Genomic DNA, 23126 nt, shown 5'->3' on the forward strand with positions numbered 1-23126 from the left:
AACCAAAAAGTTATGAATGTATTGATGTTTTTTCAATGGTATTCATGAGAACGCTTCGCTTAGTTACTTCGTGAATAATGTTTTTCTTTGGTCTCAGTGATACCGCTTCGCTTAGTTACTTCGTGAATAATGTTTTTCTTTGGTCTCAGTGATACCGCTATGCGGGTTCAAGGACGGCATGATCGCTCCGCGCGTTTGTCCGGGCTTGCTCCACCACTTACTCTAAAACGGATTTTAGTTTTTTGGATAAATGGTTTGGCTGATGTGACCAAAGCAACGACTGGCAAAACAAAATGATAATAATTTATATTCCCTCACTTACTTCTCTAATTCATCCTTCACCCATTCTAATTCCCTTACAATCGAATCAGTAAGTGGCAACTTCAGCTCTTCCGGTAGTACTTCCCAGGTATAGGTTTCTATCTCCAGGTGAGCGGAGAAAGGCTGCGCGCGGTGTAGCTGCAATACCTGTTGTATATCTTTTTGAGTGGATTGCAGAGCGCCATAATTTTCTATAAACAAAGGCACATGATAATGCGCCCGCCATTCCTGAACGCCAGATGCATTTGCTTCCTGTAATGCATCGGGCAAATCGGGATAGCGTTTAAGATTTCCATCTTTTTGCCTGGCTACTACCTGGTGTAAATAAACTGGTTCATTAAACTTTTTAAAAGCTTCTATGACGCTCTCTCTTTGTTCGGTTGCATTTGGCATCTCCGCCCTTAATGCAGCACTTATCTGTATTTTACCCACTTTAATATCCCGTGCTTTTAATTGCTGCAAAACGCCTGCATGATCTTCATAGCCTACTGCAAAATGGCAAATGTCGTAGCAAAGCTGCACATGCGCTTTGATGGCTGCTGTAGCTTTCTCCTTAGTGTAGTGCAAGCGTTCTCCTAAAAAAGAAACACCTATTGGCAGCAGATATTCCTGATACCATTGCATAAATTCCGGACCGGTTTCCATCAGTCCGTCAGGCTCTGGTTCTATATCGGTATGAATAGTTTTTCCGGTTTGCTCTTTTAATTGTATCAGGGCTTCTACTACATGTAAAAGATTGATAGTGGCTTGTTGAAAAACAGCATGTGTTTCCACATCCTTTTCATGCCAGTGCCGGTAAGTAAGCGGTGAAGTGGAGATACCTCCCTCCATGCCTTCCGGCAACAATGCTGCTAATATGTTGGCTAAACGAATCGTGTATTCCAACCGCTGTTCAGTTGTCCAATCCGGTGTATGCACATCCTCTTTTACTACTGTGTGATGAAAGCCGCCGTAAGGAAATCCATTCATGGTAAATACATAGCATTGCTGCTCTTGTAGCCATTGAATGAATTGTTGCAGGTTGTCTTCTTTAATCAGCTCTATACTGGCTACATTGGACAAGCGTAGCCCTATGCCAAAAGGATGGTTAGGAGAGAGTTGTTGCTTGATTGCAGGTACAGCTTGTTGTATAGCTTTAAAATGTTCCGGCCAGATTTCGCCGGCGTGTATATTGGTACAATACGTAAGATGACCAAATGGTGTTTGCATCAGATGCTGTGCTTTTGTTCGGTGAGGCAATATTGTTGCAGGTATTGGCTCGCTTTGCAAATTAAATCTATATTCATTTCGTGCACTTCCTCTCCTTTACCTATTGCTTTTAATAAGGTGATCGTTAGTTTTCCACCCAAGTGTTCTCTAAATTCATTCAACCCTGCAAGCAACGGATGACTTTTATCCCCAATCTCCATTAACGGATGGGTTATAGCCAAGCCTAAGTTTTCTAAGAGATGAAGAATCCGGAGTAAATCTTCTTCTGCTATTCTGCCTGATAAATAAGAATATGTGCTGTCTAATGCAATGCCCATAGCTACTGCCTCGCCATGACGAACAGCGAAATTGGAAAGCTGCTCCAATTTATGTGCGCTCCAATGTCCGAAGTCGAGCGGACGGGCAGAACCCATTTCGAAAGGATCGCCGGAGGCAATATGTTGCAAATGCAGTTCTGCACTACGTTTAATCTGGTATTGCATCGTTTGCATATCTCTGGTTGCCATGTCTGCTGCATGTTGCTCCAGCCAGCTAAAGAAGGCAGCATCTTTGATCAATGCAACTTTCACCGCTTCCGATATGCCGGAACTCCAGTCTCTTTCGCTCAGGGTGGTTAAGAAATGCGCATCATTGAATACGGCAACCGGCGGTGCAAACGTGCCGAGAAAGTTCTTTTTGCCAAAATAGTTGATGCTGTTTTTCACTCCTATACCCGAATCGTTTTGCGACAATACCGTAGTAGGAATGCGAATGTGTTTAACGCCCCGGTGCGCAATAGCACTGGCATAACCCACCATATCCAGTACCGAACCGCCACCAATAGCCGCTACATACGAATGACGGTCTATACCGTATTGGTTGATGGCGCTGAGCACCTGATGTACATACGTTTCGCTGTTTTTAACTTCTTCGCCACCGATAACTGTTAGTATGCCTGTGAGCAAAACAGCAGGGGTATTTTTGAAATACTGAATGATTTGCTGCTGAAGCTGCGGGTGATGTTCTGCTACTGCTGTATCTACTACAAATAGTATTTTCTTTTGTAAACCTTCTGTATGCTGCGTTTGTAAGAATTGTGCAAACGCAGTATTGGAAGGATGAAAAAGATGTTCTGTAAAGAATACTTTATATTGATAGCTAACAGTAAAAGATTGTTGTAAAAATTCCATAATTGTTATTGAAATAAAAGGCAACTATTATGATTATATGTATTTGAATGTTTATTTGTTTTGAATAGTGATACTAACGCAGATACTTGAAATTGCAACTTCGGGATTATAGTTCTTGTTTGTCACTTCTTCCTCCCGATATTATCGGGACAGGCATTGATGCAAAAAGTAACCAAAAAGATCAAGGACAACCCGATGGCTCCGCGCGTTTGTCCAGTCCAACGCCACCACTTACTCTAAGATGCATCTCCTATTTGAGTTTTATTTTGTGCAAAACCTATCAAAAACCGAAGCTAAACAACCCTTTTTTGACTGATCCCGTACCCCCTCACGTTACTGCAAATGCTTTTGCCATCCAGAGAGAAAGTGGTAGCAGCAGCACGATGAATAGTGCAAGGGAAAGTGTGCCAAAAGCAGCTGCCCATGCGGCATTCATTAAGATCAGCGCCAATACGCCTGCTTTTACTGCCTTTCCAATCAGCGCTCCTTTGGGATCTTGAATAGCTTTTTTCAAGGGCATAAAAATCATTATTCCAAACAATACTAAAAATGCCGAACTAAAGACAATGGTTTTATTAGTAAAGGAAACAAGCAGAATAGCAACAATTACCATTAAATAAAAAACGGCAGCCGCATACAAAGTTCTCTTTTTTCCACCGTGTACTTCGCCCCGGCTGATCATGGTGATGGCTGCAATGTACAACACAGGTATCAGGCTGATTGCCCAATATTGATACAAGGCTACAGGTATTATACTAATGCCCAGCAAGAGGTTTAATCCCCGGCAAATACCCATATTTAAAGGTCCTAATAGCGGATGGTGCTTTCCCCATTTATCATATGCCAATGCAGCGATGGCTATAGCAATGGCAATCAAACCGGAAGGTAATAAACCAGCGTGGACAAAAGCAGCAGCTACAATGCCTATTAACAACAATACGCCTCCCAGCAATGCTGCATTTTGTTTTAGGATTAAACCACTTGGAATAGGGCGCTCGGGCCGTTCTACTTTATCCAGTTCTGCATCAAACACATCATTAAATACCACACCGCCGCCATACAGTCCAATGGTTGATAAAACCAGTAATGTAACAGGTAATGGATATAAGCCACCCGGGTAACTGGCAAAATAACCAGCTATAGCAATTCCCGCCAATATATCCGATACTGCTGTTACAATGTTAGCAGGACGCATCAACCGCAGATACCCTCTAAGCTGTTGCCCCATTATTAGCGTATAATCAGTGAATTTTTATCTACCCTTGGCTGCTGACCGCCACGCAATACGGTATTGCCACTAAACTTTTGACTTTGATCAATATCCTTTACCGCTGCAAAGTCCTTTTCATCAATCTGCCCGCTTTGACCAAAAGCAGTAATGGCATTTTGATACGTTACAGTGCGGATAGCTTCGTCACTAATACCATACTCTTTCATCAGGGCTGCCGTTTTGGGCACGGCCAACGGATCGGAAATACCCCAGTCGGCAGCAGAATTAATCATGATTCGCTCAATGCCGTATTGCTTTACAATCTGTACCATGCGTTCGTTGCCCATTTTCGTGAACGGGTAAATGGTAAATGCCGCCCAAAAGCCACGGTCCAGTACTTCTTGTACAGTTTCTTCATTGTTATGATCTACAATCACCGTATAAGGATTGAGTCCATGCTCAATAGCTATATCCATGCTGCGGGTAGTACCTCGTTTTTTGTCGCGGTGCGGAGTGTGAATCTGCACCGGCAAGCCGGCTTCTTTTGCCAGATCTAACTGCAGGCGATAGTACTTTTCTTCGGCAGCAGTCTGATCATCAAAACCAATTTCGCCCACACCTACCACGCCTTCCTTATAAATAAATGAAGGCAGCAACTCCATTACTTCTTCTGCCAGCGCCTCGTTGTTGGCTTCTCTTGAATTTAAACCAATGGTGCAGTAATGCTTAATGCCAAACTGCGACGCACGAAACCGCTCCCAGCCAATAAGACTGCTGTAATAATCGCGAAACGAAGCTACCCCTGTGCGTGGCTGTCCCAGCCAGAAAGCAGGCTCAATAATCGCCACAATGCCGGCGTCTGCCATTGCCTGATAGTCGTCGGTAGTGCGGGAGGTCATATGTACATGCGGGTCGAAGAACTGCATACCTGCGATACGCTCTTTGAAAAACGGAAGATGACTTACCGGCTGAAGATCCCTTTCACTTAATCCATCTGTACCGGGTGTATATTGATTGCAACACATATCGGTTGTTTTATACTAAATAATAAAATTTGCACACTTTACAGTACAACAAATACTACTGAACGCCGCCGGCTTTCTGCGCAATTGCATCCCAGCTTAAGGTACTATCTTTTGCTGATGACTGTAAAGCGGAATGTTCATGTAATAATGCTTTCGCCGGCGGATAGCTACTTTGCCTGCATACCAGCACGGCTGCCATTTGATCTTCTTTATTTTCCGAAGCGGCGATTCGTTCAATATCCGGGAATATTTTTTCATCTATAAAAGGCCCAACGCAACGCCATAACAACGGATTTACGGTACGGTGCGCTGCCCAGCGTTCATGTGCATAATCGGATAAAATATGCGCCAGTTCTTCATTGGCTCTCCTATCCAAACCAATAATTTCATTGATCGGTTTTTCTGTAAAAAATGCTTTTAGCACCAATTGGTTCCAGGCTGCGGGCGGCAGTTGCTCGGCAGGATAAGGATTGTTGCACATAATGGCTTTCAGTACATCACCAATATTACTCCGTATGCCTTCGGCACAACGCTTTTGCCAGTGTTCAGGATAAGCCAGCACCGGCAATGCAGAATACAGTGCAACCTGCTCATTCATATCTGCAGTTATAAAAAGATTTTCTATTGTACGGATGTATGCCTCTTGGTTATCAGCATCTAAATGCATCAACAACCATACCCTGCAAAGCCGGTCTATTGTCCAGTTTTTAATAGATAATCCGCTTCGCAATTGTTGTACTGTTTTTATCTCCTCTTCATCAATCTTTATGCTGTTCTTCCCTACTTTACGTGGAATAGCCGCAAAGGCCAGATTGAATTGTGCTGCATTACCAATATTAGATACTTTTTCCTGCAGCCATTGCCAGCTTTCACCAGATACCTGTTGTTGTATGATCTGACCTAAATAATTTTTTAACGTCTCCATATAGTGAATAAAAACGTGTTGCTTGTAAAAGGGTTGCTTTCGTTAGCATAGCAGCAAGCGCGTAAATATAAACAGGAAGCTGTATTAAAAGTATGAAGGATAAAAACAGATTATAAAAAAACAGTTTTTATCAACTTGTATGATAAGATATTAGTAAATTTAAATGTTGCTTTAACAGAAGCAAATGGTAAAGAAACAAGGAGGAAGTAAGTGCCGAAGCAGATTATAAAAAATATATTACCATACAGCCCGTTCCTGCAACAAACAATTATGCATTAAAGCTTATCATCCACAACAACATTTTCTCTATCGGTTAATGGAATACACCTGTAAGATAATATTATTAAAATGGAGTATATTTATTAAGAAATAAATAATAGCTTTACAGTTACTAAGCCAAAGTCGTACTGCCAGCCCGGTTATCATCTCAGGTTATGTCAAAATGAGGGGTGCTATTTTATGATGATTAACTTCATTTATAAAGTGCTTAAGAGTCTTGTGTTGATGTATGTTTTAAAATATTTCCTTACGATAAAACAATAAAACATGAAACATCAATTATGCTTTTGCATGTTACTCAGTTTTGCTGTATGCCATATTTCCTTTGCTCAACTCCATGTAAAAGCGGAGAAAAAAGTTGGCGGCAGTGATAATGACAACTTTACCTGCATGGTAAAAACACCCGATGGCGGCGTGCTGATGGGCGGTTATTCATCATCTAATACATCTAGGCAAAAATCTGAAGATTGCAGGGGCGCAACGGACTACTGGATAGTAAAACTGGATAATACAGGTAAGTATGAATGGGATAAAACAATTGGGGGTAGTAGCTTCGACAAGCTTAGTGCAATCAGTTTAACCAGCGATGGCGGCTATATATTATGCGGCGACTCCAACTCACCGGCATCGGGCGAAAAGACTGAAGATAGCTATGGCTTTACCGACTACTGGATAGTAAAACTGGATGCCAACCGCAATGTACAATGGGATAAAACCATTGGTGGCGAGTATATTGATGATGCCACCAGCCTGATTACAACGACAGATGGCGGTTATTTAGCTGGAGGCTGGTCTACATCTGCTCCTTCCGGCAATAAAACTGCAGCTTTCTTTGGCAGCAACGATTACTGGATTGTAAAGCTGGACAATGCCGGCAATATACAATGGGATAAATCGTATGGCGGCTCTGAAAGCGACTTGTTGACTAATCTTATGCAAGCCAGTGACGGTGGCTATGTACTGGCTGGTTATTCTTATTCTTCCGTATCGGGCAATAAAACACAAATTAATCGCGGAGCCGATGATTATTGGGTAGTAAAAACAAATGCTTCGGGTATTATACAATGGAACACCACAGTTGGCGGAGACAGTTACGATGAAGTGGCAGATATTGTTGAAGGACAGAATGGAAGCATTATAGTGGGTGGTAGCTCAAAGTCTAATGCATCGGGCGATAAGACCCAGGACAACCACGATATTAACCAGAATAGCAATGACTACTGGGTAGTAAAACTGAATAGTAAAGGAAAAATGATGTATGATAGAACGATTGGCGGACCGGGTGAAGACAAATTAACAGGACTATATAAAAATACACATGGTACTGTTTTATATGGCTCCTCCAACTCGTGGGCTGGCGACAAAACAGACCCGGCGCCGGGTACGTGGGTAGTAGCGCTTGACAATAGCCAGCAAATACGCTGGGATGTAACACTCCTTATATATGAAGCGGTAAGTGCTGTAGCTATTAGTAATAACCGCTTTGCATTGGGCGGAAATTACCGGGTTAATCAAACATACGACTTCCAGATAACGGATGTGCGTTACAACAATACAGATAATGAGCTTACATCTCCCAGCGAAGCAAATATAAACGCAGCAAATAGTAAGAGGTCTTCTTTTACTTTCATTATTTACCCCAATCCGGCGAGCCAGGTAGTGCATATTCAAAGTACCGGCAAAGCAAAATTTGAACTCAGCGACCAGCATGGCAAGGTGCTTCTGACCAGGATAATTGAAGGCAATGAAGATATCCCTTTATATAACATTCCATCAGGAATGTATTTCCTTAGAAATACCACTACCAATGCCACTCAAAAGCTGATCATTGCTAAATAAAGGCAAAGTCTTGCGATCTGTTCTTTTTTATTTACAGCAATACTCAGCTTAACTCCGCTGCACTGTTCACTAACTTGCGCACAATAAGTTGTAGAAGGAGCCACATTGCGGGAAAGAGAGCAAATAACAAAGGGCGGGTTTTGGGAGACCTGCCCATTGTTATAAAAGCATCACTATCACTTCCAGTCCATTCGTGTTTTCACAAATGCGCTGACTATTATCCTAGGAGGTGCATTTCCCGGAGCGAAACCAGAGGCATTATATAGCATTGGATATTCATCTGGTAGTTACTATTTAAAACAAACAATGAAAGCAATCTGTACTTAGCTTTTAATCAATGTTGGTGGCTGTGCTTATCTTGCTGCGTCTGACAGATTAGTTTGCTTCATTCGAAATAACATAAAGCCCGGCAAGTTTATACCATCGCCGGGTTCTGTTTAAATTTCATATCTTATTCTTTCCTTAATCCAGTCCACCCCTCCTGTTTGCCTTCCTTTGCTCCGGCCATTTGTTACGTTCCCCGGTTTTTATATCAATAGGCAAGATGCTTTTGTCGCGCGAAGTGGTAGCAGGATCCTCACTTGCCATATAAGCGAGAATAGCGGTGAGGATTACATTATTTCGGAGGTCGTCCCATATAATTTTATCATACGTATCCCGGTTGGTATGCCAGGTATAAACGCCGTAATCCCAGCTTAAGGAACTTAAAGAAAATGCAGGCGCGCCCACTGCCACAAACGAAGCAAAGTCACTTCCGCCGCCACCCGGCATACCAGGAAAAGTAGTGGTAATGTTGTTGCGGATAGAATCGGGCACTTCCGTCAGCCAGCGGGAGACATATTCATACGCATTTAAAAAACCTTGCCCGGAGATGCTGGTTACCCTGCCGGTACCATTATCCTGATTGAATACGGCTTGTATATTTTGTACAATTTCGGGATGGTCTTCCACAAAGGCACGCGAACCATTTAATCCTTGTTCTTCGCTGCCCCAGTGCCCCACAAGAATGGTTCTTTTAGGATGCGGATATATTTTTTTAAGAATACGCAGGGCTTCCATCATCGTCAATGTTCCGGTACCATTGTCTGTTGCACCAGTAGCCCCATCCCACGAATCGAAATGCGCAGAAAGAATTACATATTCATCCGGCTTTTCGGTTCCTTTTAGCTCCGCAATCGTATTGAAGGTGGGCACTACGCCCAAGTCTTTCGAATCGGCATATACACTGATGCGCGGTTTATCACCTGCTTCTGCCATGCGATACAACAAATCATAATCTTCCAAAGCAATATCCACGCTCGGGCAGCGCTTTGTATAAGCGCCAAAAATTTTATCTACCCCAAAACCTTTCGACCAGGTACAACTTACTACGCCAGCAGCTCCCACGCTGTCCAATGCACGTGGCAAGGTGCGGGTAGTATAGCCGGTCTTTTTTATTCGCTCTGCCCATGCTGCTATTTGTACATCGCGTTCGGCTTTCATTCTCTCAAAAGAGGCTGGCGTTGCATATTCTTTCCAGTTGTCATCCGAGCGCCCGGTGGGCTGGTTCATGGATACCAACACAAACTTACCTTTTGCATTGGGCAGCCATTGCCTGAAGGCAACCGAATCTTGTACATCGGGCAGAATAATAACTTCGGCAGTTGCATTTTTTCCTTTGGTGGAAGGGCTCCATGCCAGTTGCGTTCCCTCCAGCGATTTTACTCTTGGATACACCATATCAATGTGCGAAATGCCCCGCTCCCAGCCTTTCCATTCGCCCCAGTTCTCTATTTTAGCATCTATACCCCAATCTTTATATTTAGCAATTGCCCAATCGGCAGCCTGCTTCATCTGCGGTGTGCCTACGAGCCTGGGGCCAATATCATCCAGCAACTCGTGTGCAAGCGGTTTTAGCTGCGAGTTGTTGGTGGCTTCGTTAATAATGTTTTGGATAATTACGGAATCACTGTTCTGTGCAATGCCCTGGCTAATAAATATAACAGATAATGCTGCTACTGTAAAGTGGCAAAAAATGTATTTTTTCATGGGGGCTAAAGTAAAGAAGAATCAGGAATGAAGAGCCTGGGCGAGCCGCTGCCCCGCATAATGTTTAATGCTTAAAGTAAGGTATAAAATTGCTATGATCACAAACCGGAGAAGATGCATCCGTACAATCAACTAAATTTTCATTTTATTCATTTACCAAATAAAAACTAAAAACCATAAATTTTCCCGGCAGCTTATTTGGTAATTAATGTAAAACATTTATCTTCGCGCCTCAAAAAATTACCTGAAGGGGGTATATTATACTATGCTGATAATTGATTCTAAAGACTGCGAAAACATAGACAAAGCGCTGAAGAAGTACAAAAAGAAATTTGAAAAAAGCAAAGCGCTGATTCAATTGAGAGAGCGCCAAAGCTTTACCAAACCATCGGTTAAGCGTCGCAATGAAGTGCTGAAAGCTATCTACAAGCAGAACCTTGCCAGCGGTAAAATAGAAAAATAAGTATTCGTAATATTTAGTTGAAAATAGCCATAAAGGAGTTTACCTTTATGGCTATTTTTTTATGACGATAGCCGAACAATATCCGCATCTGCAGCAATTTTTTCAGTATCTGCAGTTTGAGAAAAGATACTCACAGCATACGCTTGTTGCTTATCAGAACGATCTGGAACAATTTTGCATTTATCTCATTTCGTTTTATGATGCGCCACCTATGGAAGCGGTAAAACCGGCAATGGTGCGCTCGTGGCTGGCCACTATGAAAGCAGAGGAAGCGGTGGCAAACAAAACATTAAACCGGAAAATATCTACTTTAAAATCGTTCTTTAAATTTTTGATGAAGAACGGCGTACTGCAGCAAACGCCAATGGCTACTATTATTTCTCCGAAAGTAAGCAAGCGGCTGCCGGTGTTTGTGGAAGAAAATGATTTTAAAAACAACTTCAGCAAGCTACATTTTACTGATGATCATGCGGGCAAAACAGAACGCCTGGTGTTGCTGCTTTTTTATAATACCGGTATGCGGCTGAGCGAATTAATTAACCTGAAAGAAAGCGGAATTGACTGGAGCTACAGCCATATAAAAGTATTGGGCAAGGGCAACAAAGAACGCATTATACCCGTATCAAAAGAACTGCTGCAGGAGCTGCAAACATACATTGAAACAAAACCAGCAAGCGGTGAAGCGGAAGCATATGTATTTGTAAATGCGAAAGGCAAACGCCTGGTGGCAAAATCGGTTTATAATTTTATTAATAAGCAGCTAACATACATTACCACTATTTCGCAAAAAAGCCCGCACATACTCCGCCATACCTTTGCCACGCACCTGATGAATAATGGCGCCGATCTGAATGCAGTGAAGGAATTATTAGGTCATTCCAGCCTTGCAGCTACACAGGTTTACACGCATAATACCATTGAAAAACTGAAAGAAGTATATAAGCAGGCGCATCCAAAAGCATAAAAATGCTTACAAACGTTTATTAGCTTTAGAAAGTGGTGTATATCTTTCACGAAAGGAAATATTTTATTCATTCAACTGTAAAAAGAAGATTAAAATAGGCGGGAAATTTTATTTTATCAACACCTTGCTGTAACTTAACTTTTGCGTTAAGCCCAAAAGGCCAACCGCCAATATTCTTTCACCATTAAAAGCGATTTCTTATGAATGTAAACATTCGAGCCGTGCATTTTGACGCCGACACCAAACTTGTGGATTATGTAACGAAAAAAGCGCAAAAACTCACCAACTTTCACGACCGCATTGTAAAGGTGGATGTGTTTCTGAAGCTGGATAATATCGTACATAACATTAAGGATAAGATTGTGGAGATAAGAGTGCATGTGCCGAGGCAAAATGTGTTTGTAAAGTGTTCGTCTAAATCGTTTGAAGAATCTTTTGACTGCGCTTTAGATTCAGCTATTAACCAAATAAAGAGAAAAAAACAAAAATTAGCCGCTGCATAAAAAATTTAAAGCCCTGCAAAATAAAAAGCTCCTGCATATCAGGGGCTTTTTATTTATGTATTAATGATATATTTTTAAAATAAGCGACCACCAGGTCGCAGAGTAATCAAGTTACACAAAGTATTATTTATCTGCAGAGCACTATAAGTTCTCCTTTGTGCAACTTTGTGTCCTTCACGTCTTCGTGATTCAACCATTTATTTTAAAATAGTCTTTTAGATTCATTCTTTTATAAAAGCAACAAAACAACACTGCCACCTACCTTTAATGCTGCTTATGAACCTGAAATATTGCAGTTACCTGCTTCTTGCCCGTCTCCTTTTTTCTTGCTCTGAACCCGTTTCGCCTACACTTTTTAAGCGATGACTCTGATAGCATGTACATGGCACAAACATGGAGTGGCGTGATACATTCTTACCATCCCGGTTCCGATTTTTTATTGCATACCGACTACCTCTTATATGGCTACAATGCAAGTGGTTATCATGTAACAGATTATCTTACATTACCTCACTGTATTCCTGTTGTATCTTACAACTAAACAAAACTATTTTTTTAGTGATAAGCTACCGAAGTTTTGTGGCTGCAAGCAAGGTAACCAAAACCAGTGCACAGGCGCTTCAACAGTTGCAACACACCAACAGCATTTATTGCATCAATCTGCCAGGATAGTATAAGAGCGGATTTATCTTTAGAAATGGAATTGCAAACGCTGCTAATCTTTTTGCGCCTGCGGTAAAAAAGGTGTATATTATTTCACAAAAAGAGTTATTTCATTATCCCGAAATTTACAACCTTCATACTTATTCAATAAATAGTTTACCGGCGCACATAAAAACAGATAGCCTTACACCAAACAAAAACCGGGGTTGCCTTGTTGTTTGGACAGACAGTTTTTTGAATGTATATCAATGACAGGATAACTTTATGCTAAACAAGGATACAGTCGGATCAGGCACAAAACACATCACATACTGCCACTTTTATTGTTACACGAAAAAAACAAACAATCAACATAAAAAAAAACCTTCAGAATTTTGCCAAATAAAGTTTTCGCTTACCTTTGCCATCCCTAAAAAATGGGGCAGTTCTTTCAAACGCCACTTTAGCTCAGCTGGTAGAGCAACTGATTTGTAATCAGTAGGTCGTTGGTTCGATTCCGACAAGTGGCTCAGCACATGTACGATTTAAGATGTATGATGTAATGATGTTCGATAATGCTTTATTTTCGCCGCATCGTACATCCCAACATTAAATATTTAGCATATACGGGCAGGTTCCAGAGCGGCCAAATGGGGCGGACTGTAAATCCGCTGTCTTTCGACTTCAGTGGTTCGAATCCACTCCTGCCCACGTTCTTTTAAAAAGTTTACAAGTTTACTTGTTCACCAGTTTGCAAGTTGTTTTAATTTCCTCCAATTCGTAAACCTGTGAACTTTACAACGCTTGAAATATAAAATGCGGAAGTAGCTCAACTGGTAGAGCGATAGCCTTCCAAGCTATAGGTTGCGGGTTCGACCCTCGTCTTCCGCTCTCTTTTGAGATGATGGACTGAGAGATGACAGATGACAGTCGCAACTCACTGTCAACAAACAACGGTCATCTGTCTCGGATAAAAGCCGTTGTAGCTCAGGGGTAGAGCACTTCCTTGGTAGGGAAGAGGTCGTGAGTTCGATTCTCACTAACGGCTCTGTTTATTGATAATTTATGATTGTTAATTGTGGTATTTTGTAGAATTTCAATTAACCATTAGCGATATTCAGTTACCAATAATTTAAAGTATCGTTTGCAAGTAAATGCTTTACTTGCGGGCTTTTATAATTGTAAACACACAACTTAAAACCGATAAAATGTCTAAAGAGACTTTTAAGAGGGAAAAACCTCACGTAAACATTGGAACCATCGGTCACGTTGACCATGGTAAAACAACCTTGACAGCGGCTATTACTACCATTCTTGCAAGTAAGGGTATGGCCGAAGTAAGAAAGTATGATGAAATTGATGCTGCTCCTGAAGAAAAAGAGCGCGGTATTACCATCAATACGGCACACGTAGAATACCAGACAGCTAACCGTCACTATGCACACGTTGACTGCCCTGGTCACGCCGACTATGTAAAAAATATGATCACCGGTGCTGCGCAAATGGATGGCGCCATCCTCGTAGTAGCTGCTACCGATGGTCCTATGCCGCAAACAAGAGAGCACATCCTGCTGGCACGCCAGGTAGGTGTACCTCGTATGGTGGTATTCATGAATAAAGTGGATCTGGTGGATGATCCTGAACTGCTGGAACTGGTAGAAATGGAAATCCGCGAAATCCTTTCTAAAAATGGTTTCGATGGCGATAATACCCCGGTTATTCAGGGTTCTGCAACCGGCGCATTAGCTGGCGAAGCTAAATGGGTAAAAGCTGTAGAAGATTTGATGGATGCCGTTGATACTTATATTCCGCTGCCTCCACGCCCAATTGATCAGCCATTCCTGATGTCTGTTGAAGACGTATTCTCTATCACTGGTCGTGGTACTGTAGCTACCGGTCGTATCGAGCGTGGTATCATTAAAGTAGGTGAGCCTGTAGAAATCGTAGGTTTGATTCCTCAGCCGCTGACTTCGGTTGTAACCGGTGTTGAAATGTTCAAAAAATTATTGGATGAAGGCCAGGCTGGTGACAACGCAGGTTTATTGCTCCGGGGTATTGAAAAGAAAGATATCCGTCGTGGTATGGTTATCGTTAAACCTAAATCTATTACTCCGCACACTGAATTCAAATGCGAAGTGTATGTGCTGAGCAAAGATGAAGGTGGCCGCCACACTCCTTTCTTCAACAACTACCGTCCTCAGTTCTATTTCCGTACTACAGACGTTACTGGTGAAGTAACCCTGCCAGAAGGTACAGAAATGGTAATGCCGGGCGATAACGTAAGCCTTACTGTAAAACTGATCCAGCCAATTGCGATGGAAAAAGGTTTGAAATTCGCTATCCGCGAAGGTGGTCGTACAGTAGGTGCCGGTCAGGTTACTGAAATTATAAAATAAGAAAAGCTCCTATCCCCTAAACGGGAATTTGGGAAACTTTCAATACTTTTACAAAGTACTTAGGAAGCAATCCTGGGTACTTTGTTTTTAGAAGTTCTTTAAAAATACCCTGGCTTTCAAAAGGTAATATAAAATTACCCTTTAGGGGGCAGGGCTTATACGGGTATAGTTCAAAGGTAGAATAGAGGTCTCCAAAACCTTCGATCTGGGTTCGAATCCTAGTACCCGTGCAGTTATTTGTTTATTTCAATTATCCTTTTTACAAGTGAACAAAATATCCAACTATATTAGAGAGTCCTACCACGAGTTGCTCGAAAAAGTGACCTGGCCTACCTCAACACAGCTACAGCAATCTACTGTTATCGTGTTGGCTGCCACTGTTATCATCACTGCTATCGTGGCGCTCATGGACCTTGCAAGCAGTTATCTGCTTAAACTTATTTATTCGTTTTTTTAGCAAGTGAGGTGATTTATGGAAAATACAGCATCAGAAGTACAACAAGCCGAATCTAAGTGGTATGTGCTGAGGGTAGTGAGTGGAAAAGAAAGAAAGGTGAAAGAGTACCTTGATAAGGATATTTCGCGCAATGGCTGGACCAATATAGTAAAGCAGGTTTTCCTGCCAATGGAAAAAGTATATAAAGTACAGAATGGTAAAAAGGTAATGCGTGAAAAGAATTATTTTCCTGGCTATGTGATGATAGAAGTGGCAGATGGCAAACTCACCGATGATATGGTGCAGCACATCAGCAGCATTAGCAATGTAATGCACTTTTTGACTGATGGCAAAGGCAGCAAGGGCAATATTATTTCGTTGCGCAAAAGCGAAGTAAACAAAATGCTCGGTAAGGTAGATGAAATGAACGATCAGGGCGTAACACTGAGTGAACCATTTATCGTAGGTGAAACCATTAAAATAATTGAAGGTCCGTTTAATGATTTCAATGGTGTGATAGAAGAAGTGAACGATGAAAAAAAGAAGTTGAAAGTAACGGTGAAAATCTTCGGTCGCTCCACTCCTGTTGAGCTCAATTATGTTCAGGTAGAGAAAATGAGCTAATTACTTTTAGGTTGTATAATATATTAAAGCCGCAGTTTTTCTGCGGCTTTTCCATTTTAAATACGTCTCTCTATACCAACACGCAGTTCTGCAGAAATTTGGCATCTATTATCTACCCTTTCCTTTTTTATACGGCCTTTATTTTCAATCAAACAGGTACGCAGTATATACTTTTACCTCAAAGTCCTAAGCTTTCTGCCTGCCACTTATTTCTTAAGAACAGGCACTGCATTTACGTTTTGAGAATGTCATACTGTAATTAGTCATTTAAAAGGATGCTCCCCATTACTTTCTTAAATGAATCAGGCAATCCCTGATACTTCTTTGCCTCGGCAGATGAACAAATATCCGGAAAGAAGAAACTGGTAATTCATGCCAATAATTAGTAGGGTAATTATTAACTTGTGAGTGGCTTTCAACGTATATATCAAACAGATGTCTGCAACGATATTGTTTTAAATAACGAATATGTACAGAAGAATACTCCTCTGCCTGATACTGCTTTGCGTATGCGCAACTACGTATGCAAGGCATGGTAAAGGAGGTTATTTGATATATCAATATTTAGGCAAAGGCTCAACGCCAGGTACCTCTCAATACAAAATAACAGTACTGCATTACGTCAACTGCCTTGAGCTACAGTTTGAAACAGGCTTTGTATATATTGGTGTTTTTGATGCAGTAAGCAATGCTTATATGCAAACCATTACAATTAACAGCCCGGTAAGGCAGGAAGTAACCAAACAAACTTTTAATGCCTGTATTAATACGCCGCCACCCGTTTGCTTTTACCAATTCACCTATATTACCACAGTAGAGCTTAAAGATAATAATGCCGGTTATATACTGAGCGAACAGGAATGTTGCCGGGCACAAAGCATTGTCAACGTGCTCAATTCGGGGCTCACCGGCTCTACCAATACCAATACCATTCCGGGTGTAATAAATGGTGTGGAATATCGTAACAACAGCAGTCCCATACCAGCATTAAAAGACACAGCAGTTATTTGCCACAACTCCTATTTCCAGATAGATTTTGGCAGCACCGATCCCGACGGGGATGAACTTACATATACCTTCTGCGCTGCCGAAGGAGGTGCCACCATCCAAAACCGGCAACCCAACCCACCCGCCCCACCACCTTACCAATCTATTGATTATGCTCCAGGTTATTCGGGTAGCTCGCCTTTAGGCAGCGGGGTAACTATTGACAGCAAAACCGGGCTTATATCGGGCATTGCACCCGGCACTACAGGGCAGTATGTAATTGCTGTTTGTATTAATGAATTGCGGAACGGCGTGCAAATTGGCAATACGAAAAAAGAAGTATTGGTAACAGTGGCTGACTGCAACCTTACGGCAGCCAACCTTAAACCCGAATACATCAACTGCGACAGCTTTGCCATGCGCTTTGAAAACGAATCCCTTTCTTCCAACGTTGCTTCTTATGTATGGGATTTTGGTGTGCCCAACGAGACAAGCGATGTATCTGATTTGCCCACACCCACTTATATTTATAAACAGGCAGGCACTTATACAGTAAAACTAAAGGTAACCAATGAAGCCGGCTGCGCCGACTCTAGCAGCACGATCGTAAAGGTTTATCCTGGCTTTAAACCGGCTTTTGATGTTTCGGGTAGTTGCTATCAATCGCCATTTATATTTACCGATAAAACGTATGCAGCTTACGGTGTGGAGAATAGCTGGACCTGGAATTTTGATGATGCTTCTTCTACCAATAACATTTCATCGGCACAAAATCCTACACACTTATTTTCTGCTCCCAAAACGGCAACCATAACTTTTAATGTCACTACCAGCGTAGGATGCAGCGGCACAACAAGTAAAACGGTATTGGCAAGTGATAAACCTGAAATAAAATTACCTTTCACCGATACGCTGATCTGCAATGGTGATCGGCTGCCACTAAATGTAGAAGCTACTGGCGATACCTATACCTGGATACCGGCATATAATATATCCAACACCTCTATCGTTAACCCGGTAGTACACCCGGCAGATACAACAGTTTATACGATAACGGTTAAGGACCAATCGTGTATAGGCAGCGCCAATGTAAAAGTAAATGTGCTGGATTCTATAACCGTGCAATTACCGGCAGATACGGCTATCTGCACTACAGACAGTCTTACTTTTCATCCTGTTAGCGATGCACTTGCATATACCTGGACTGAATCGGGCAACAATCAAACATTAAACAGCGCCAATATTAAAAACCCTTCTGCTGGTCCGCTGCAAAACACTACTTATTTTGTAACTGCCCGCCTTGGTCACTGCCAGGATAGAACGCAAACAAAAGTGCTGCTTTCGCCCTATCCTGCAGGCAATGCCGGCAGTGATACTACTATTTGCTTTGGCAGTATTGCACAGCTTCATGGGAGTACGACCGCTGCATATTTTACCTGGTTTCCCGCCGGTTCTCTATTAAATACAAATACACTCCAGCCAACAGCAGGACCAGAGACAACAACTGCTTATTTATTTACCGTAAAAGATACTTTTTACTGCCCAAAAAGTACTACAGATACAGTAATAGTAAATGTTATTGCGCCGGTACAGGTAAATGCAGGTAACGATACTAGTGTAGTAGTCAATCAACCCCTGCAATTACATGTTATCAGTAATGAAAACATTACAGCTTACACCTGGTCGCCCTCTACCTGGCTGAACAATGCTACTTCTCCCAGTCCTGTAGCTACTATGGTATCACCTTATACCGATGCAATTACCTATACGGTAACAGCCACTACTACACAAGGCTGCACCGGCACCGATTCGCTCAAAATATTTATTTATACCACCTTACCCGATTTGTATGTTCCCACAGCCTTTACTCCTAACAGCGATGGATTGAATGATATTTTCAAACCTTCATTAGCTGGTATAAAACAATTAAAATTTTTCAGAATATTTGACCGGCGCGGGCAATTGCTGTACGAAACACAACAGGCAGGTAACGGCTGGGATGGTACTTTCAAAGGAATGAAACAACCCGCCGGCACGTATGTATTTACTGCACGCGCCATGGATTATCTGGGCAAAACATTGGAGAAAAAAGGAACCGTAGTACTGATAAGATAGTCGATAGTAGGGTTCTTTTAATGCTGAATAATGCAAATGTATTCACTCAAAATATTGTGCTTATTTCACTTAAGTATTTCTACATCAATATTCCATCAAAAGTATTGCCTTTTCAGTTCCAATACCCTATTCACTATTTACAACATCCCTACTTTTCCTTTTGTCCCTCCAGAAATGCCAGCAAATTGGCAAGGTCTTGATTAGATATACTCTGATACAAACCTTCCGGCATCATTGATTCTTTCATTGCTGTCATTGCCAACACGTCCGATGTTTTAATTGGTTTGCTTATACCACCCGGCAATTTAAGGTTAATATCGGTTTCTGTTTTACTGGCAATAATACCCGAAAGCGTAGAGCCATCTTTCATTTTCAACTGCCATCCTTCATAGCCAAAGGAAATACCATCCGACGGATGAACAATGGCATCGAGCAAGCCTTCTTTAGGCAGCTTAGATCCTATCTCAGTTAGCTTAGGCCCAAAGTTGTTGCCCACATTGCCCACCTGATGGCAAACACCGCATGTGCTCGTAAATACTTTGCTGCCTTCGGCTGCATTGGGGTGTAGCGCCGCCAATTGCTGCATCGTTGGAGCAGGCTTCGCATTTTTACTTACACCGTGGTCTGGTAAATAGCCTGCAGCTTCGCTGCGCACTGAGCCGCGCCATGCGCCATCTACGCTGGCTACCACATCGGGTATCAGGGCAGCAGGAACTTTTTTACTTTTTAATATTTGCAATACCCGTTCTTCGCCATCCCAGCTGTTGCCAATTTTATGTGCGGCTTGTTTGCGCAGTGGCATGGCATACTTATCGGACAGAGCCACTGTTTGCAACATATCTATGGATGCTTTGCTGCCCACGCCTGCCAATGCAGCCAGCATATTATTTTGCTGTGCTGTATCTTTTCCGTTAATAACAGTCCACGCCAAAGCACTCCCATGCTGCTGCAATAGTAATCCGGCGGCTTCCTTACCCACCGGCTCGTGCGGTTTATGAAGTGCCAACAGCAACAGGTTGGGGTTTTGCGATTGTACTTCGTAGCGGCCTACTAACTCTATGTACTCTTCTGTGCCTTCTACTGATTTCAATACATCAGTTAATGCCTTTTGTGCAATGGACGATTGTCTTACTGTTTGTATATCCAAAGCGTGCAATACGAGTTTGTTAAGTGCTATATCGTTATCACTATTGTTTTCAATCATGCTGAGCAGCAGTTTTGATTTTTGCGGTGCGGTATTAAAATCAAAAGCCCTGAAATATTTCAGGCGCTGGTTTAGCGGCACTTGCTTATCAGAGGCAAGTGTAGCCAGGTAAGGCAAGGCAGCAGCAGTACGTGCACGCCATACAATATCGCGCGAAGCCGCAGTAGTCAGCGGGTCTTTTACTTTGACAGCGTAAGCTGCAAAAAAATTGTCCCACTGTTTATCTGCACCAATGCCCAATGCCTCAAGATACCAGCGGTCTTTACCATCGTATTGTGCAGCCAGTTGCGCCCATAAAGCAGCGGCATTCGGTGATTGTACATGATGTAACGCCAGCGCACACTCACGGCGCACCTGCGGATCTTTATCATTTACCAATGCGCTCACTATACCGGTTACATTATCCTTTAGTTCGCAGGCAGCACGCAGTCCGGTAATACGCAAATCGGGATTATTATCTTTAATAGCTTCCTGTATGTATTTGTTTGCATTGCCATTTGGCATTTTTACCAATACCCAAAATGCCCTTGCCCGCATTCTTGGTTCTGCATTAGCATTGCGCCATAGGCTTTCCAGTGCAGGCATGGCAGCTTGTCCCATTTGCTGCAAAGCAGTAAACGCATGATGACGTACCGATAAATTAGGATTTTGCAAAGCAGCCACAGCGCCTTGTGGCGTGCTGTAATCCTGCTTAGGAATAATGTATTTAGCTGCAGCAGTTGGCGGAGCCACGCGATAGATTCTGCCGCGCACCTGATCGCCTGCCTGATGACCGCCCACACCGGGGTCGTACCAATCGGCAACAATCAAAGAACCATCTGGCGCTATGCATACATCCGCCGGGCGAAACCATTGGTCTTTTTCTCCTTTTAGAATATTAATGATGCTTGCTTTGTATCCGGCACCATCTTTATTTACCGTATAACTGCGCACCACGTTTGGCCCGGCATCACTATGAATGAGCTGATTGTGAAATTCTTTTGGCAACAAATTCCCTTCGTACACCAAAATGCCGGTGGGCGAGCCTGCAAATGTCTGCAACATATTGGGCACTACGCCGGGATCGTTTAAATGCCAGTGACGCAGCGGAATAGAATCTTCAATATTAGTGCGGTTTGCCTGCCAGCCGGCGCCGGTCATTTCATCGGTGTAGCCATAGTTGCCGTATTGCATTACATAGTTGATGCGGGTACCACGGTTGCCATCATCGTCATTATCGCTTTGCCATAAAGTGCCATAGCTGTCCACAGCCACTTCGTACGGATTACGAAAGTTTTGCCCTAAGCATTCTACATTTGAGCCGTCGGGGTCGCAACGGAAAACCATGCCTTGCCGGTAGTCCTGCTGGTTGATGGGTTTGCCATCCTGGTCTAATACAAACCTGCCGTTTTTGTCTTTTAACTGCTTGCCTTCATTACCGCAATTAAAGTAGAGTTTTCCATCGGGGCCAAAGGTGAAAGCATGTACACCATGGTCGTGCTGCTCGCCGCTTAATCCTTCGAAAAGAATTTCTTTGCGGTCGGCTTTGTCATCGCCATTATCATCATAAAAAGCCCATATATACGGACTTTGAGAAACGATCACTCTATTACCCAATACACAAATACCCAGTGGTGCATCTAATTCAGGTCCCTGGTAAAATACTTTAGCAGTATCGGCTTTACCGTCGCCATTGGTGTCCTCGAGTATCATAATACGGTCGCCTAACGCATTGGTAGGATTGCCATTGATAGCCGGGCGATAATTGTAGGCTTCGTTTACCCAAACCCTGCCACGCTCGTCCACATCAATATTTGTTGGATTTTTAAGCATTGGCTCTGTGGCAAACGTATGCACCTCCAAATCGTTGGCTACCGTTAATCCTTTCAGTGCATTCTCGGGTAAGTGCCTTTGAGCATCTGTGAGGCTATCCTGCGTACCGGCAGTATTGGCGCGGCGGTTATCGGTGTTGTTGCAGGAGCAACTGATGATAATTATCAAACAAAATACAGTACAATATTGTACCAAAGCAGTAAAACAAACTTTCATTTTTCAGATGGCATTTTTAAGCGCATGAATATACAGAAACGAAAATAAATAACTGCAATGGCGAATATAATTCTATACACAATGGAGGATATGGGATATACGATGTAGTGGAATTGTGTGTAAAGTTGTAAAAAGGCAAGTATAAAGTGTCTGTTTTCTTCCACCTGTATGTAAGACAATTTATTTTTTTACTTACCTGCCTGCTTATGTGAGAGTTAAGCAAAATTTGGACGAGTTTTTGTTTTGATTAACATATTAATCACCAAAAAAATTTTGAACCATGAAACGCAACATTGCAATCCTCGCATTAACCCTGCTGACTTTATTTGCATCAATAAACACGTATGCAAGAAACGATAAAGACTACTGGAAAGATAAAATCGCTAACATGACTGAAGCCCAGAAAGAAGCTCGCGTCACAGAAATTAAGGCACGTGTGCAGGAAATTAAAGACATGGACAAATCGAAGTTGAGCAGTGAGGATCGCAAGGCATTGAGGCACGAGCTGCGCGATATGAACAAAGAAGCAAGAGCAATAGGAAACGGTGGTATTTACATATCCTTAGCCGGTATTTTAATCATTATCCTGGTTTTAATTTTGATTCTTTAGTTTGGAATGGTTGTTAAGTGAAGAGAAGCAAAGGCTGGTCTTAATGACCAGCCTTTGCTTTAATGGAATTGATACTTATATCTTGCTCCACTTGCATCTTGTCTCTGTTTTCCTTCATGCTTGTCTCTTTCCCTTGCAAGCTTCAAACC

17 protein-coding genes and 5 tRNA genes are annotated in these 23126 nt (G+C 42.4%); 15 read left to right on the plus strand and 7 right to left on the minus strand.

The window, feature by feature from the left end; translation table 11 throughout:
* Positions 1-318 precede the first annotated feature (318 nt).
* The 5 genes from eboE to FC093_RS10190 all read right to left on the minus strand — a co-directional run bounded on the left by eboE (position 319) and on the right by FC093_RS10190 (position 5859).
* Positions 319-1530, minus strand: coding sequence for a metabolite traffic protein EboE (gene eboE / locus FC093_RS10170; protein ID WP_137261673.1), 1212 nt, complete (start codon positions 1528-1530; stop codon positions 319-321).
* Complete coding sequence (locus FC093_RS10175) at positions 1530-2699, minus strand: 3-dehydroquinate synthase (RefSeq protein ID WP_137261674.1); 1170 nt, start codon at positions 2697-2699, stop codon at positions 1530-1532. The genes eboE and FC093_RS10175 overlap by 1 nt, the downstream gene beginning before the upstream one ends.
* 328 nt (positions 2700-3027) lie before the next feature.
* On the minus strand, positions 3028-3927 hold the full coding sequence (gene eboC, locus FC093_RS10180; protein ID WP_240743258.1) for a UbiA-like protein EboC: 900 nt from the start codon (positions 3925-3927) through the stop codon (positions 3028-3030).
* 2 nt (positions 3928-3929) lie between these two features.
* Positions 3930-4934: a TatD family hydrolase gene (locus FC093_RS10185; protein WP_137261675.1), complete on the minus strand. Its 1005-nt coding sequence runs from the start codon at positions 4932-4934 to the stop codon at positions 3930-3932.
* Between the two features lie 55 nt (positions 4935-4989).
* On the minus strand, positions 4990-5859 hold the full coding sequence (locus FC093_RS10190; protein ID WP_137261676.1) for an EboA domain-containing protein: 870 nt from the start codon (positions 5857-5859) through the stop codon (positions 4990-4992).
* 546 nt (positions 5860-6405) lie between these two features.
* Here FC093_RS10190 and FC093_RS10195 point away from each other — a divergent pair.
* Entirely contained in the window at positions 6406-7977 is a 1572-nt protein-coding gene (locus FC093_RS10195; protein ID WP_137261677.1) for a T9SS type A sorting domain-containing protein, read from the plus strand.
* A 462-nt stretch (positions 7978-8439) separates the two neighbouring features.
* On the opposite strand, the gene FC093_RS10200 is transcribed toward FC093_RS10195, so the two are convergent.
* Positions 8440-10005 (minus strand): M20/M25/M40 family metallo-hydrolase, encoded by a 1566-nt coding sequence (locus tag FC093_RS10200; RefSeq protein ID WP_137261678.1) that lies wholly within the window; start codon positions 10003-10005, stop codon positions 8440-8442.
* A 265-nt stretch (positions 10006-10270) separates the two neighbouring features.
* Between FC093_RS10200 and rpsU the strand changes: the two genes are divergently transcribed.
* From rpsU to FC093_RS10260, 13 genes are all read left to right on the plus strand, one after another.
* Positions 10271-10468 carry a 30S ribosomal protein S21 gene (gene rpsU / locus FC093_RS10205; protein ID WP_137261679.1) on the plus strand — a complete coding sequence of 66 codons (198 nt, stop codon included), beginning with the start codon at positions 10271-10273 and terminating at the stop codon, positions 10466-10468.
* 61 nt (positions 10469-10529) lie between these two features.
* On the plus strand, positions 10530-11432 hold the full coding sequence (locus FC093_RS10210; protein WP_137261680.1) for a tyrosine-type recombinase/integrase: 903 nt from the start codon (positions 10530-10532) through the stop codon (positions 11430-11432).
* Between the two features lie 200 nt (positions 11433-11632).
* Positions 11633-11935 carry an HPF/RaiA family ribosome-associated protein gene (locus FC093_RS10215; protein WP_137261681.1) on the plus strand — a complete coding sequence of 101 codons (303 nt, stop codon included), beginning with the start codon at positions 11633-11635 and terminating at the stop codon, positions 11933-11935.
* A gap of 382 nt (positions 11936-12317) precedes the next feature.
* Positions 12318-12476: a hypothetical protein gene (locus FC093_RS23750; RefSeq protein WP_170971048.1), complete on the plus strand. Its 159-nt coding sequence runs from the start codon at positions 12318-12320 to the stop codon at positions 12474-12476.
* Between the two features lie 558 nt (positions 12477-13034).
* Positions 13035-13107: transfer RNA gene (locus FC093_RS10220), tRNA-Thr, on the plus strand.
* A 98-nt stretch (positions 13108-13205) separates the two neighbouring features.
* Positions 13206-13288: transfer RNA gene (locus FC093_RS10225), tRNA-Tyr, on the plus strand.
* Between the two features lie 107 nt (positions 13289-13395).
* Positions 13396-13468, plus strand: a tRNA-Gly gene (locus tag FC093_RS10230).
* Positions 13469-13553: 85 nt separating this feature from the next.
* A tRNA-Thr gene (locus FC093_RS10235) sits at positions 13554-13625 on the plus strand.
* 160 nt (positions 13626-13785) lie between these two features.
* Entirely contained in the window at positions 13786-14973 is a 1188-nt protein-coding gene (gene tuf, locus FC093_RS10240; RefSeq protein WP_137261682.1) for an elongation factor Tu, read from the plus strand.
* 159 nt (positions 14974-15132) lie between these two features.
* Positions 15133-15203, plus strand: a tRNA-Trp gene (locus FC093_RS10245).
* Positions 15204-15238: 35 nt separating this feature from the next.
* Positions 15239-15430 (plus strand): preprotein translocase subunit SecE, encoded by a 192-nt coding sequence (gene secE, locus FC093_RS10250; RefSeq protein ID WP_137261683.1) that lies wholly within the window; start codon positions 15239-15241, stop codon positions 15428-15430.
* A 15-nt stretch (positions 15431-15445) separates the two neighbouring features.
* Positions 15446-16033 carry a transcription termination/antitermination protein NusG gene (nusG, locus tag FC093_RS10255; protein ID WP_137261684.1) on the plus strand — a complete coding sequence of 196 codons (588 nt, stop codon included), beginning with the start codon at positions 15446-15448 and terminating at the stop codon, positions 16031-16033.
* Between the two features lie 468 nt (positions 16034-16501).
* Positions 16502-19135, plus strand: a complete 2634-nt coding sequence (locus FC093_RS10260; RefSeq protein WP_137261685.1) for a PKD domain-containing protein — start codon at positions 16502-16504, stop codon at positions 19133-19135.
* 148 nt (positions 19136-19283) lie between these two features.
* Here FC093_RS10260 and FC093_RS10265 read toward each other — a convergent pair whose 3' ends face one another.
* Positions 19284-22367: a PVC-type heme-binding CxxCH protein gene (locus tag FC093_RS10265; RefSeq protein WP_137261686.1), complete on the minus strand. Its 3084-nt coding sequence runs from the start codon at positions 22365-22367 to the stop codon at positions 19284-19286.
* Between the two features lie 280 nt (positions 22368-22647).
* On the opposite strand from FC093_RS10265, the gene FC093_RS10270 reads away from it, so the two are divergent.
* Positions 22648-22977: a hypothetical protein gene (locus FC093_RS10270; RefSeq protein WP_137261687.1), complete on the plus strand. Its 330-nt coding sequence runs from the start codon at positions 22648-22650 to the stop codon at positions 22975-22977.
* Positions 22978-23126: the final 149 nt, after the last annotated feature.

The sequence above is a fragment of the Ilyomonas limi genome (assembly GCF_005233845.1).
Classification (GTDB): domain Bacteria; phylum Bacteroidota; class Bacteroidia; order Chitinophagales; family Chitinophagaceae; genus Ilyomonas; species Ilyomonas limi.

Excerpts from the sequence above, each read along its gene's own strand:
- FC093_RS10195 (WP_137261677.1), top strand. The coding sequence starts at position 6,406 with ATGAAACATCAATTATGCTTTTGCATGTTACTCAGTTTTGCTGTATGC.
- rpsU (WP_137261679.1), top strand. The coding sequence starts at position 10,271 with ATGCTGATAATTGATTCTAAAGACTGCGAAAACATAGACAAAGCGCTG.
- FC093_RS10200 (WP_137261678.1), bottom strand. The coding sequence starts at position 10,005 with ATGAAAAAATACATTTTTTGCCACTTTACAGTAGCAGCATTATCTGTT.
- FC093_RS10185 (WP_137261675.1), bottom strand. The coding sequence starts at position 4,934 with ATGTGTTGCAATCAATATACACCCGGTACAGATGGATTAAGTGAAAGG.
- FC093_RS10265 (WP_137261686.1), bottom strand. The coding sequence starts at position 22,367 with ATGAAAGTTTGTTTTACTGCTTTGGTACAATATTGTACTGTATTTTGT.
- FC093_RS23750 (WP_170971048.1), top strand. The coding sequence starts at position 12,318 with ATGGCACAAACATGGAGTGGCGTGATACATTCTTACCATCCCGGTTCC.
- FC093_RS10175 (WP_137261674.1), bottom strand. The coding sequence starts at position 2,699 with ATGGAATTTTTACAACAATCTTTTACTGTTAGCTATCAATATAAAGTA.
- FC093_RS10190 (WP_137261676.1), bottom strand. The coding sequence starts at position 5,859 with ATGGAGACGTTAAAAAATTATTTAGGTCAGATCATACAACAACAGGTA.
- FC093_RS10215 (WP_137261681.1), top strand. The coding sequence starts at position 11,633 with ATGAATGTAAACATTCGAGCCGTGCATTTTGACGCCGACACCAAACTT.
- FC093_RS10210 (WP_137261680.1), top strand. The coding sequence starts at position 10,530 with ATGACGATAGCCGAACAATATCCGCATCTGCAGCAATTTTTTCAGTAT.
- FC093_RS10260 (WP_137261685.1), top strand. The coding sequence starts at position 16,502 with ATGTACAGAAGAATACTCCTCTGCCTGATACTGCTTTGCGTATGCGCA.
- eboE (WP_137261673.1), bottom strand. The coding sequence starts at position 1,530 with ATGCAAACACCATTTGGTCATCTTACGTATTGTACCAATATACACGCC.
- nusG (WP_137261684.1), top strand. The coding sequence starts at position 15,446 with ATGGAAAATACAGCATCAGAAGTACAACAAGCCGAATCTAAGTGGTAT.
- FC093_RS10270 (WP_137261687.1), top strand. The coding sequence starts at position 22,648 with ATGAAACGCAACATTGCAATCCTCGCATTAACCCTGCTGACTTTATTT.
- tuf (WP_137261682.1), top strand. The coding sequence starts at position 13,786 with ATGTCTAAAGAGACTTTTAAGAGGGAAAAACCTCACGTAAACATTGGA.
- eboC (WP_240743258.1), bottom strand. The coding sequence starts at position 3,927 with ATGGGGCAACAGCTTAGAGGGTATCTGCGGTTGATGCGTCCTGCTAAC.